Here is a 12,402-nt window from a genome sequence, read left to right as displayed (position 1 = left end):
CTCATTTTTTACACGCCTCTTTTGCTCTTATAACCTTTGTTTCAAAGTTTTCCCACGGCAAAGGCCGTGCATAATAAAAGCCCTGAATCTCATCGCAGCTCAGGCTTCGCAGGATCTCCACCTGTTTTGCTTTCTCCACGCCCTCGGCAAGAACCTTCATTCCAAGGCTGTGTGCCAGCGAAATGGTATGACGGATCACCTGCTGCCCACGAAAATTCTCTATGTAATCGATCAGACTTTTATCCAGCTTCAGAGTGTCGAATGGCAACTGGTTCAGGCTTGTCATAGATGAATAGCCGGAGCCAAAATCATCCATATGCAGCTCGAATCCTGCATCCACCATCTTCTCTATGAGCTTACTGATCCGATCATTATACAACGTAGCAGTTTCTGTCAATTCAATGGGAACAGAAGAAAACGGAATGCCATTTTCTTCCACGATCTTCACATAACGACAGATCATATTATCGTAATGGATACTGGCACGCGACAGATTCACCGAAATCGGAAGTATCTTTTTCCCTGATCTTATACGTTCCCCCTGGATGCTGCATACCTTTCGGAAAACATATTCATCAAGGCGTACGATCAGACCATCCTTCTCAAAAAGAGGGATAAATTCTCCCGGCGAAACCATAGTTCCTTCCGCTCTCTTCCAGCGCACCAGTGCCTCCGCCCCAACGATCTCTTCTGTCTCCACACTGTATTTCGGCTGCAGGTAGACTACGAATTCTTCATTGCGTATAGCCTCCACGAAAGCATTCTCCATCTGTCCGTTACGGATATGTCTCCGTCTCATCTCATCATCATAAAAAGCGATCTGGTGCTCATAGTCATCCCGGATACTCTTCATGGCCAGAAAAGCTCTGTCACAGATCAGGGTAAAAGGCAGTGTCTTATCCACATTCTCATAGACCCCATAGTTGACCACCAGATTAGGAATCGGTGCTCCACTCTCGACCCTGTGGATAAATTTCTCCATATCTGCCCTACGGATCTCTTTCTTTCCATATATGATGGCTACAAACTGGTCTCCTCCATATCTGCCCACCGTCCCGTAGCGAACCTGATTTCTATACGTATCTCCCAGATAAGTAAGAACCTGATCACCGATCTTCTCTCCATAGGTTCCGTTGATCCATTTAAAGTTCTTTATATCTGCCACCACCACATGAAAATCCTGATTCGTATTAAAGCGCATCAGCGTCTTTGCATGATGGAAAAAGGCCTGTCTGATATAAAGCCCTGTAAGATCATCATATTCCAGAGCTGAGAGTACCATCACGGACTCTCTCAGCTTGATCACATTGTTGATCTTACTTTTTAATATACGGACATTATACGGTTTCCGTACAAAATCCACTGCTCCCAGTTCCAGACATCGCACCTCATCCTCCAACCGGTTACTTCCGGTTATGATGATCACAGGCACAGAGGTCAGCATCACATCATCACGGATCAGCTCCAGAAACTGAAATTCATCGCATACCGGCACACTCATATCAAGAAGAATTGCAGAAAGGGTTTTGTAATTCTCAGACAGACGCTTCATCCCCTCTGCTTCATTCATCGCAGTGATAACCTCAAAACTGCCCTCCAGATGTTCTGTAAGCGTTTTCCGATCCGTCTCGTCATTCACTACAATAAGAAGTTTTCTTCCGGATGCTGTTCCTCCTGGTTCCAGTATGGCCTCCATCTCACTGTACCGTACATCCATATCCTCATTGGCAAAAGCAAACACCACGGCCTGAAAATCCTCAGCCGTTCCTACCCTGGCACATTTCACATAGAAATATTCAATCCTCCCGTTGCTTCGGCGTACACGATAATGTACCATCAACTGGGGAATCCTTGTAAGACGTTGGCATATCTTCTCAAAATCCATCATCTGATGCATCCGGATCCTGTCCTCTGCCGCAACACTGCTCTCAATATAAATATCCATGATCTTCTCATAGGATTCATCCCTGCGAAGTCCCTCCTCCACATAAGCGCCACTCTGCCCCTGGAAGCGGCATACCTGGACCTTATGAGTCTCTCTGTCAACAGAGTAGATATTGATAAAATTTTTTCCGAGAACATTAATGATCCCCATAAGAAGCGGATTCTCCATCATTCCGCTGCTGATCTCATCATTCGTCTCTGTATCCGAAAAAACAAGGGCATGTCCTGTCCCGCCGGATTTCAGCGGAATCTCCACAGCATCAACCGAACGTAGGATATTCCGTCCCGGTTCCAGATAGTTCTTCGGACCTTTGATCCCGTTAATGACCGGACAGATCTCACAGGGAGTTTCTCTGTTTCTCAGACAGTGATAGCATTTCTCGCCACTCTTCAGCTGCGGATAGATCTCACGTGCTGCCAGGTTATAGCTGATAATCTTATAATCCTCATCTATGGCATACATTCCCGATGCATTTTTCCCCACGAGCTTCACCTCCGGATTCGTAAATTTCTCATAGATCCTTCGTGACAGTTACTGTCTCAAAATCCTTAAATATGCCTTCATTATATACGATTTTTCTGATAACTGCAATTATCTTTCATATTATTTATTTTTCATATTGGTTTTATTATATTTCGGTTATCAGCGCATCTGAAAAGATTTCCCCCTGAGCGGAACCCCGGCAAGCTCCGCAAGCCTTTTGATCCCGGAATCTGCTATGGATACCGCACTCTCCACATGATTAAAATCTGTGGCACTGTAATCAAACAGGATATTTCCCTGTGCTTCAAACTCCTCGTCCCGTTCCCAGAAAAAGAATCTCATAGGCATACAGTCAAAGGCCCTGATCTCATATCCCACATCACCCTGGGGCAGTTCCTTGCCGTCAAGCTTCTGAAACGCCTCCCTCAATTCCTTTTCATGGCCGGAAAATGTAGCACTGAACACATCCGTCTCTCCGATCTGATACGCCGGTGCAAATGGTCTTGCATTCCTGAGATCTGCAAAAGGGACCCACTTATCCATAATAAAAGCCCCCTCTTTCGCATACCCCAGAAGCGTATAAATATTCAGCATCTCCGTAGTATCCGGTTCTCTCTGTCCATCCAGGCTCCGGATACTGCCGTCTTCCAAACTCACCCCATATCTTCTTCCGAAATGAATGATCGTGAGAAACCCGTTTTCTTCCTTCAGTTCCGGCACCCGTTTATGCAGATCTGCCTGATCCATCTTCAAAAAGCGTTGTGCCCACTCTTCACATAGTTTTACATAGTTGGAAATTCTTTCTTCTTTCATCCTGTCTTCTCCCTGTCTGATATCGATATCCTTTCTCCGCTGTATTCCGGACTTTTTTTACAGAATACACTGCTTTCACATTTTCCGCAAGAATCTTCGCCGATGTATCCGAAATCCGGCTATTTTCAGTGTTACTGTTTTTTCAGCATCCCGGAACCTTCTTAAACGTTTCTTTTTTTCGACAGATCATCCATCAATTTTCCCAAATCCGTCTAATTTCCCAATATAAAAATAACGTTTTTTTGCACAAAAAACTGGATTTTCTTTTTCGAAAGGTGTATAATATTAACAAAGTTTATTGTTTTTATGGTTAAAGACACCTGGCAGTAAACAAGAAATGAAAGTGAGGATTCGCCATGAAACAAAACAGTATGTTAGCAATGATTCTGGCCGGCGGAAGAGGAAGTCGTCTTCACGAGTTGACGAATAAAGTTGCCAAGCCAGCCGTTGGTTATGGTGGTAAGTATCGCATCGTGGATTTTCCGCTCAGTAACTGTGCCAACAGCGGCATTGATGTCGTAGGTGTACTGACACAATATGAATCAGTTTTACTGAACAGCTATGTAGCAGCCGGTGGCCGCTGGGGCCTTGATGCCAAGGACAGCGGAGTTTATGTACTTCCTCCACGTGAGAAGGCTGATGCCGGTCTGGATGTATACCGTGGAACAGCTGATGCGATCTCTCAGAATATTGATTTCATCGACTCACAGAACCCGGAATACCTTCTGATCCTTTCCGGTGACCACATCTATAAGATGAATTATGCAAAGATGCTTGATGACCATATCCAGCATAAGGCAGATGCGACTATTGCAGTTATCGAGGTTCCCATGAAGGAAGCCAGCCGTTTCGGTATCATGAACACCGGTGAAGATGACCGCATCGTGGAATTTGAAGAGAAACCGGAACACCCGAAGAGCAATCTTGCCTCCATGGGTATCTACATATTCAACTGGAAGCTTCTGCGCAAGCTCCTGCTGGCAGATATCAAAAATCCGGATTCCAATCACGATTTCGGTAAAGACATCATCCCTACACTCCTTGCACAGGACAAGGCACTCTACGCCTACAAGTTCAAAGGCTACTGGAAGGATGTAGGAACCATCGATTCCCTCTGGGAAGCAAACATGGATCTTCTCAGTCCTAACAGTGAACTGGATCTTAACGATCCTACCTGGAAAATCTACACTGAGGATGCTACCTCTCTTCCACAGTATATCTGTGATACAGCTGTGATCAACACTGCTTTCATTACTCAGGGCTGTGTTGTAGAAGGTGAGATCACCAACTCCGTACTTTTCACAGGCGTCAAGGTCGGTCCTGGTGCCAAGATCATCGACAGTGTCCTGATGCCGGGTGTTGTTGTTGAAGCAGGTGCCGTTGTCCAGCGTGCTCTCGTTGCAGACGGAGTCGTGATCGGTGCCAATGCTCGTGTCGGTTCCAAGGACAGTGAGCACATCGAACTTGTATCAAAACGTGTAAAGGGGGCTGAGTAATATGTTTAAAGCATTTGGAATCGTGAATTCCTCAGAAAGAAATATCCATGTGGAGGGGCTTCAGGACTACCGTGCGATCGGCGCCTTTTCATTTCTCGGAAGATATCGTGTCATCGACTTCCCGATCTCAAATATGACCAACAGCGGAATTGAGTACATTCAGGTCTATGTAAAGAACAAACCCCGTTCTCTTGTAGAACATCTCGGAACCGGACGTCACTACAACATCAACTCCAAGAGCGGTAATCTCCAACTCCTCTTTTCAGAGCATTCCGGAGTCAACGATATCTATAACACCGATATCGACAACTACTACTCCAATCTGGAGTGCATCGAAGCAGTTCATTATCCGTATGTTGTTATCGCTCCGAATTACATGATCTACACCACCGACTATTCCAAGCTGATCGATGCCCATATCGAATCCGGTGCAGATGTGACCATGCTTTATCATTCCGTTGATAATGCCAAGGAGAACTATCTGAACTGCCACATCCTGAACCTGAACCGTCAGAAGGGTGTTCTCTCCATTGAGCACAACCACGGCAATGCAAAGAACCGCAACATTTTCATGGATACCTACGTAATGAGCAAGGAGCTTTTCATCAGCCTCATCCATAAGGCAAAAGAGATCTCCTCTCTTTATACCCTTGCAGACGTGATCAATGCCGGCTGCAGAGACGGTGAGCTGGATGTGCGTGGTATATCTCATCGCGGATATTTTGCATCGATCACTGATTTCAAGAGCTATCACGATGCAAATATGGATCTGATCGACTACAAAACTGCAACCGATCTTTTCCATGATAACTGGCCGATCTATACACGCACCAACAACTCCTGTCCGACCCATTATTTTGACACAGCCAATGTTTCCAACTCCGTTATCTCCAACGGCTCCATGATCGAGGGAACTGTAGAAAATTCCATTGTCGGACGTGGCTGTACCATCAAAAAGGGCGCTGTTATCAAGAACTGTGTAGTTCTTGCAGACTGCACCATCGGTGAGAATGTCCATATCGAAAATCTGGTGGTAGACAAGCATGCCAAGATCACGCATGCCAAGGAGATCATCCGTCCTGCGGATGAGCCTGGCTACATCAAACGTAACGATACACTGTAATATTCATATATAATAAGGCCTCCGGTTCCTGTGTTACGAACCGGAGGCCTTATTTATCTCTGTACTCAGCTAAGCATATGGATCCATCATTTCAGAACAGACTGAATCCATTTCAACGCATTATCCTTATTCTTCACGTTACCCGGAAGGCAGATACACACCGGATCATATCTCAGGCCAAATTCCTGAGCAACACTACTACTGCCGTCAAGCTCCAGATGCTGATCATCCACAGCGCCCAGAGACTCAAACACCTCATCTCCAAACGTTTCCCTGAGATTTGCATACATTCCGCTGTCCTTCTCATGTTCATAGAGTTCCTTCGGCATGATCAGGACATCAACGGTAGCACTCTGGATTTCCGTCACATATGCGATCCTGGCATAGTAATCAAAATCCTCTCCTGTCTCGTCCGTCATCAGATTCTGCGCCACACTGACTTCTGCATATTTATCCTCTGTTCCCAGTGTCTTCAAAACATCCTCTTCCACCTTCTCAGAGTCATAATTCCCTGCATTCACCACCGCAATGGAAAGCACCGTCTTCATCTGTGCGTGACGATAAATATTCACTCCCAGACAGACTCCGCCAATGGCAAGAAGCACGCACAGCATATGTATCTTATAATACATCCAGATATACTGAATCTTCTTACCTGTTCCCATTCCCTTCAGTTTCTCTCTTTCGATCCGGCGGCGTTCCTTCTTCGTCAGATCAGTTTCGTTGGGCATCTCCGGATTCAGTACACTCTCATCGTGTCCGTCACTGCCGGCCTCCGCTCTGTTTTGTAAATCCATAAAACTCTCCTTTGTCTTTCATGTCTCAGTATTTTTTACCCTGAAGCGGGATATTCCAGTCGCTTTCCCCGCATCCTCCGGGTGGGTGCTGTGACTTATCAATAAAGGATATTTTAGCATATTTTGGTACAAAATCACAGCGCATAAATATGAAAATACCATAAACTCTTCTATTTCCGACAGATCCTCATTCCATATCCATACATTACCGCCACAGCAGTCACAAGAACACAGACCATCACTGGTCTCATCCACAGATATAAAAGATTTTTCTCAATTCCAGCTGCCACAGCCACATCCTTCAGGATATCCGCCACACAGAGATGGAACAGATAAATAAAAAATGCATATTTCTGACCGATGGCTACCGGAAGCTCGGGCACTTTCCGATTCTTTCCCATGATCGCAATGAGAAAAAGGCCAACAGCCATAAATACTGACCCCAGAAACAATTCCAGTTTGCCAAAATACCGGTATTCCAGCAGACTTGCAATCCCGCCGCCAGCTACCATGCCATACAAAAGAAGCACTTTTTTTCCGGCAAACCAGGCTTCCAGCTTTTCCTGATGTCTGTGTATCAGATGTCCCAACATAAAAAACGGAAATCCGGTAAACAGATAGTTTCGAAATTGCATAACACGGAAATGCTTTTCCGGGAACAGGAAGGTCGAAAATTCCTCCATTCCGAAATGGATCAGAAGAAGCACCGGTATCAGAACATATGCCTGCTTACAAATCCGGAATCTTGCTGCCAGGGCAAAAAGAAGATAACAATAGAGCAGTGCCGGGAGAAACCACAGATGCCATTTCACCTGAGAGCTGTTATTATATAGAAGAAACTGGCGGATATGTTCCCCCGAAACCAGGGCTTCCAGCCATTCCTTCTGGCTTGCTCCGTCGATGTAATTCTGGATCAGCTCCCACAGACAGCAGACCGGAAATGCCACAAGCATCAGCTTCAGAACATGCCGGATCTTTTTTCCGGTTCTTATAAATTCCGTATCATCGCCACAGAAACAAAAATATCCGGATACCATAAAAAACACAGGTACTGCAAATCTGGCAAGTACATTGGCTATAATTCCGGCATTTCCCGGAAAATGGACGTGAAGAAGCACAACTGCATAAGCACAGATTGCCTTTACCATATCCAGAGTACGGTTTCGCATAAAAATTACTCCTTTTTATATCGAACGCTTATCCCGGAAATATGATTCCGGGGTTCCCTTTTTTTCGAAACGATATACTAACAAACCAGCAGAATTTTGTCAATGCTGTTTTTCTCCTGTACGGTTTACTCTTATACGTTTTACTCTTGTACGGCTTCCGGATCTGAATTATAATTCTTTTATGACTTCTATGACAGGATGTTTGTTATTTCCTCAGAAAGGATTCTATTTTTTATGAAAAAAGACGGCTACTATTCTTCCGGCGAATTTGCCCGCATGGCACACGTAACTCTGCGTACTGTCCGCTATTATGATAAACAGGATATCCTGAAACCCTCTCTCGTCACCGAATCCGGCGCACGTTTTTATACAGACGAGGATTTTGCAAGGCTTCAGCAGATCCTCCTTCTGAAATACCTGGGCTTTTCCCTGGATGACATCCGTGAAATGACCATCGGTGATTCCGATTATCATTTCATGCTGAATTCTCTGAATATCCAGCTTCGTCTGGTCCGTGACCGGATCGAACAGATGCAGCTGGTGGAAAAAGCGATCCAGGATACCGCACAGATGATAAAGGAACAGCACACCATTGACTGGAGCCAGATGCTGAACCTGATCCACCTGACCGGCATGGAAAAAAGCCTCAAGAATCAGTATCAGAATGCCACCAACATTTCCTCCAGGATCAATCTCCACAGCCTGTACTCCCAGAACAAACAGGGATGGTTTCCCTGGATCTTTGAGCAGTGCCGGATCTCACCTGGTCTTCGTATTCTGGAGCTGGGCTGCGGGGACGGAACGTTATGGACCGACAACCTCTCCCTTCTGCCGGAGGATATCTCCATCACACTTTCCGATATTTCCAGCGGTATGCTCCGCGATGCCAGACGAGCCATCGGTTCCTCGGATACCCGGTTTGCATTCCGGGCCTTTGACTGCCGAAAAATCCCCTGCAAGGACGAAAGCTTTGATCTGGTGATCGCCAATCACGTGCTTTTTTACTGCGATGATATTCCCTCCGTCCTGAAGGAAGTCCGCCGTGTCCTCGCTCCCGGCGGAAGATTTCTCTGCAGTGCTTACGGAAAGGCACATATGCAGGAGGTCAGCCAGCTGGTGCAGGATTTTGATGAACGGATCGTGCTTTCCGCAGACCGGCTTTATGAACGGTTCGGACGTGAAAACGGCCAGAGTATCCTGGCGCCTTTTTTCCCAAAGGCTCAGTGGCTTTCTTATGAAGACTGCCTTCTGGTCCAGGATGCGGAGCCGCTGATCTCCTACGTCCTCTCCTGCCACGGCAACCAGAATCAGTATATATTGGACCGTTACAAGGAATTCCGGGCCTACACCGCCAGAAAAACTGCCAAAGGATTCCGCATTACCAAGGATGCCGGCGTATTTCTTTGTGAAAAATAGCCAAAAATAAAAAATATGAAAAAAGCTCTTGAAGGTGACCTTGCGTCACCTTTTATAATACAGTTACAGTAACAAAGTTATGTGCAGGCACGACTTATGCTGCACATCATCACGCAAAGGAGAAAACATATGAAAGGAATTATTTTAGCCGGAGGCTCCGGAACACGTCTTTACCCACTTACCATGGTGACCTCCAAACAGCTTCTGCCGATCTTTGACAAACCGATGATCTACTATCCTATGTCTGTTCTTATGAACGCAGGCATCCGTGATATCCTGATCATCTCCACCCCGCAGGATACCCCGAGATTTGAGGAGCTTCTCGGTGACGGCCATCAGTTCGGTGTCAACCTTACCTATGCTGTACAACCAAGCCCGGACGGACTTGCTCAGGCATTTATCATCGGCGAGGAATTCATCGGCAACGACACCGTATGTATGGTCCTTGGTGACAACATTTTCGCAGGACATGGCCTCAAAAAGCGCCTGAAAGCTGCTGTAGACAATGCAGAAACAGGCAAAGGTGCCACTGTTTTCGGATACTATGTAGATGATCCGGAGCGTTTCGGCATCGTGGAATTCGACCAGAACGGAAAAGCTGTTTCCATTGAAGAGAAACCGGAAAAGCCAAAAAGCAACTACTGTGTAACCGGTCTCTACTTCTACGACAACAAGGTTGTAGAGTACGCAAAAAATCTGAAACCAAGCGCAAGAGGCGAGCTTGAGATCACTGACCTGAACCGTATCTACCTTGAGAAGGGACAGCTGAACGTTGAGCTTCTGGGTCAGGGCTTCACATGGCTGGATACCGGTACACACGAAAGCCTTGTAGAGGCAACCAACTTCGTAAAAACCATGGAGCAGCATCAGCACCGCAAGATCGCATGCCTTGAGGAGATTGCTTACTTAAACGGCTGGATCACAAAGGAGGACGTGCTCAAGGTTTACGAAATCCTTAAGAAAAACCAGTATGGCCAGTATCTCAAGGATGTTCTGGACGGAAAATATCTGGACGCGCTTCACTAAGCCGATCTGTTTTCCGACACTGCATTTACCTGCGGACTCCGTTTCGACGGAATCCGCATAAGATCAATCATTTATTATAAAGGAGATTTTTTATGACAATCATCGTTACCGGCGGCGCCGGATTTATCGGAAGCAACTTTATTTTTCATATGATGGAGGCTCATCCGGATTACCGTATCGTATGCCTGGACTGCCTGACCTATGCCGGAAACCTTTCCACTCTTGCACCGGTCATGGACAAACCGAACTTCCGCTTTGTAAAGGAAAGCATCACAGACCGTGACGCTGTTTACAAGCTTTTCGAGGAAGAGCATCCTGACATCGTGGTAAACTTCGCAGCTGAGAGCCACGTAGACCGTTCCATCGAAAACCCGGAGGTATTCCTTGACACCAACATCAAGGGTACTGCTGTTCTCATGGATGCCTGCCGTAAATACGGAATCCAGCGTTATCATCAGGTTTCCACAGACGAGGTTTACGGAGATCTTCCTCTTGACAGACCGGACCTCTTCTTCACAGAGGAAACTCCGATCCATACAAGCAGCCCGTACAGCTCCTCCAAAGCAGGTGCTGACCTTCTTGTTCTCGCATACCACAGAACCTACGGCCTGCCTGTGACCATCAGCCGCTGTTCCAACAACTACGGCCCGTATCACTTCCCGGAAAAGCTGATTCCGCTGATGATCGCCAACGCTCTGAACGACAAACCACTCCCGGTTTACGGAAAGGGTGAAAATGTCCGCGACTGGCTCTATGTTGAGGATCACTGCCGTGCCATCGACCTGATCATCCACAAAGGACGTGTAGGCGAGGTTTACAATGTAGGCGGACATAACGAGATGAAAAACATCGATATCGTAAAACTGATCTGCAAGGAGCTTGGCAAACCGGAAAGCCTGATCACACATGTAGCAGACCGTAAAGGCCATGACATGCGCTACGCTATCGACCCGACCAAGATCCACAACGAGCTTGGATGGCTTCCTGAAACAAAATTCGCAGACGGAATCAAAAAGACCATCAAATGGTACCTTGACAACAAGGAATGGTGGGAAACCATCATCTCCGGTGAGTATCAGAACTACTACGAAAAAATGTATGGAAACCGCGAGGAGGTTAAAGCATGAGATTTTTCGTAACAGGTGTTGGCGGCCAGCTTGGCCATGACGTAATGAATGAACTGTCCGGCCGTGGACATGAAGGCGTAGGAAGTGACATTGCTCCTTCCTACAGCGGCATCGCTGATGGTACTCCTGTTACCACCATGCCTTATGTGCAGCTTGATATCACAGATAAAGAAGCGGTAGCAAAAACCATCCGTGAGGTAAAGCCTGATGCAGTGGTACACTGTGCCGCATGGACAGCCGTAGACGCTGCAGAGGATGAGGAAAACCGTGAAAAAGTGCGGCTTGTCAATGTAGTGGGAACCCAGAATATTGCGGACATCTGCAAAGAGCTTGGCATCAAAATGATGTACATTTCCACAGACTATGTTTTTGACGGTCAGGGAACCACTCCATGGGATCCGGACTGCAAAGACTACGCTCCACAGAATGTATACGGCCAGACCAAACTTGACGGTGAACTGGCAGTATCCGGTACTGTTGATAAGTTCTTTATCGTACGTATTGCCTGGGTATTCGGCAAAAACGGAAAGAACTTTATCCGTACTATGGTAAATCTTGGAAAAACTCACGACAGACTTACCGTTGTCAGTGATCAGATCGGAACTCCGACTTATACTTACGATCTTGCCCGCCTTCTGGTTGACATGATCGAGACCGATAAATATGGTTACTATCATGCAACCAACGAGGGCGGCTACATCAGCTGGTACGATTTTACAAAAGAAATCTTCCGTCAGGCCGCTGCCCTCGGACATAAAGAATACGAAAATGTGCAGGTTTCCCCTGTTACAACTGCGGAATATGGTGTTTCCAAAGCGGTCCGTCCTTTCAACAGCCGCCTGGATAAATCCAAACTTGTAAAGAACGGCTTCCAGCCTCTTCCAACATGGCAGGATGCTCTGGAGCGTTATCTGAAAGAAATTCTGTAAATTTCTGTAAATAGCACAAAAACGCCTGCATTACATGCCGGTCCAGAATTCATAACTTCTGGCCGACGACTGTGGTGC

10 protein-coding genes are annotated in these 12,402 nt (G+C 46.4%); 6 read left to right on the top strand and 4 right to left on the bottom strand.

Features of this window, described 5'->3' with window-relative positions; all coding sequences use genetic code 11:
- Position 1 precedes the first annotated feature (1 nt).
- Together GPK81_RS14555 and GPK81_RS14550 are read right to left on the bottom strand one after the other, a co-directional pair.
- Entirely contained in the window at positions 2-2,428 is a 2,427-nt protein-coding gene (locus tag GPK81_RS14555; protein ID WP_330627643.1) for a putative bifunctional diguanylate cyclase/phosphodiesterase, read from the bottom strand.
- A 159-nt stretch (positions 2,429-2,587) separates the two neighbouring features.
- Positions 2,588-3,241 carry a DUF3786 domain-containing protein gene (locus GPK81_RS14550; RefSeq protein WP_215707279.1) on the bottom strand — a complete coding sequence of 218 codons (654 nt, stop codon included), beginning with the start codon at positions 3,239-3,241 and terminating at the stop codon, positions 2,588-2,590.
- Between the two features lie 356 nt (positions 3,242-3,597).
- On the opposite strand from GPK81_RS14550, the gene GPK81_RS14545 reads away from it, so the two are divergent.
- Entirely contained in the window at positions 3,598-4,737 is a 1,140-nt protein-coding gene (locus tag GPK81_RS14545) for a glucose-1-phosphate adenylyltransferase (RefSeq protein WP_021651100.1), read from the top strand.
- Between the two features lies 1 nt (position 4,738).
- Positions 4,739-5,860 carry a glucose-1-phosphate adenylyltransferase subunit GlgD gene (gene glgD, locus GPK81_RS14540; RefSeq protein ID WP_015525715.1) on the top strand — a complete coding sequence of 374 codons (1,122 nt, stop codon included), beginning with the start codon at positions 4,739-4,741 and terminating at the stop codon, positions 5,858-5,860.
- Positions 5,861-5,946: 86 nt separating this feature from the next.
- Here the strand turns inward: glgD and GPK81_RS14535 are convergent, their stop codons facing one another.
- Together GPK81_RS14535 and GPK81_RS14530 are read right to left on the bottom strand one after the other, a co-directional pair.
- Positions 5,947-6,657, bottom strand: a complete 711-nt coding sequence (locus tag GPK81_RS14535) for a hypothetical protein (RefSeq protein ID WP_022426270.1) — start codon at positions 6,655-6,657, stop codon at positions 5,947-5,949.
- Positions 6,658-6,827: 170 nt separating this feature from the next.
- Positions 6,828-7,826 carry an acyltransferase gene (locus GPK81_RS14530; RefSeq protein WP_215707278.1) on the bottom strand — a complete coding sequence of 333 codons (999 nt, stop codon included), beginning with the start codon at positions 7,824-7,826 and terminating at the stop codon, positions 6,828-6,830.
- A 234-nt stretch (positions 7,827-8,060) separates the two neighbouring features.
- Here GPK81_RS14530 and GPK81_RS14525 point away from each other — a divergent pair, with 234 nt between their 5' ends.
- The 4 genes from GPK81_RS14525 (at position 8,061) to rfbD (ending at position 12,324) form a co-directional block, all read left to right on the top strand.
- The gene (locus GPK81_RS14525; protein ID WP_021976536.1) at positions 8,061-9,242 is read left to right on the top strand and encodes a MerR family transcriptional regulator; all 1,182 of its coding nucleotides are present in this window, start codon (positions 8,061-8,063) and stop codon (positions 9,240-9,242) included.
- 129 nt (positions 9,243-9,371) lie between these two features.
- Positions 9,372-10,268 (top strand): glucose-1-phosphate thymidylyltransferase RfbA, encoded by an 897-nt coding sequence (gene rfbA / locus GPK81_RS14520; protein ID WP_015525711.1) that lies wholly within the window; start codon positions 9,372-9,374, stop codon positions 10,266-10,268.
- A gap of 92 nt (positions 10,269-10,360) precedes the next feature.
- On the top strand, positions 10,361-11,395 hold the full coding sequence (gene rfbB / locus GPK81_RS14515) for a dTDP-glucose 4,6-dehydratase (RefSeq protein ID WP_015525710.1): 1,035 nt from the start codon (positions 10,361-10,363) through the stop codon (positions 11,393-11,395).
- Positions 11,392-12,324, top strand: coding sequence for a dTDP-4-dehydrorhamnose reductase (rfbD, locus tag GPK81_RS14510; RefSeq protein WP_215707277.1), 933 nt, complete (start codon positions 11,392-11,394; stop codon positions 12,322-12,324). The genes rfbB and rfbD overlap by 4 nt, the downstream gene beginning before the upstream one ends.
- Positions 12,325-12,402 lie beyond the last annotated feature (78 nt).

It is taken from the genome of Blautia sp. MCC283 (assembly GCF_018785565.1).
In the GTDB taxonomy this organism is placed as follows: domain Bacteria; phylum Bacillota; class Clostridia; order Lachnospirales; family Lachnospiraceae; genus Blautia_A.
Note: the sequence above shows the minus strand (reverse complement) of the source record. Positions and strands in the feature narration are given on the sequence as shown.

What these genes read in the sequence shown, in the direction of transcription:
- glgD (WP_015525715.1), top strand. Translation starts at nt 4,739, where the DNA reads ATGTTTAAAGCATTTGGAATCGTGAATTCCTCAGAAAGAAATATCCAT.
- GPK81_RS14550 (WP_215707279.1), bottom strand. Translation starts at nt 3,241, where the DNA reads ATGAAAGAAGAAAGAATTTCCAACTATGTAAAACTATGTGAAGAGTGG.
- GPK81_RS14525 (WP_021976536.1), top strand. Translation starts at nt 8,061, where the DNA reads ATGAAAAAAGACGGCTACTATTCTTCCGGCGAATTTGCCCGCATGGCA.
- GPK81_RS14535 (WP_022426270.1), bottom strand. Translation starts at nt 6,657, where the DNA reads ATGGATTTACAAAACAGAGCGGAGGCCGGCAGTGACGGACACGATGAG.
- rfbB (WP_015525710.1), top strand. Translation starts at nt 10,361, where the DNA reads ATGACAATCATCGTTACCGGCGGCGCCGGATTTATCGGAAGCAACTTT.
- GPK81_RS14545 (WP_021651100.1), top strand. Translation starts at nt 3,598, where the DNA reads ATGAAACAAAACAGTATGTTAGCAATGATTCTGGCCGGCGGAAGAGGA.
- rfbD (WP_215707277.1), top strand. Translation starts at nt 11,392, where the DNA reads ATGAGATTTTTCGTAACAGGTGTTGGCGGCCAGCTTGGCCATGACGTA.
- rfbA (WP_015525711.1), top strand. Translation starts at nt 9,372, where the DNA reads ATGAAAGGAATTATTTTAGCCGGAGGCTCCGGAACACGTCTTTACCCA.
- GPK81_RS14530 (WP_215707278.1), bottom strand. Translation starts at nt 7,826, where the DNA reads ATGCGAAACCGTACTCTGGATATGGTAAAGGCAATCTGTGCTTATGCA.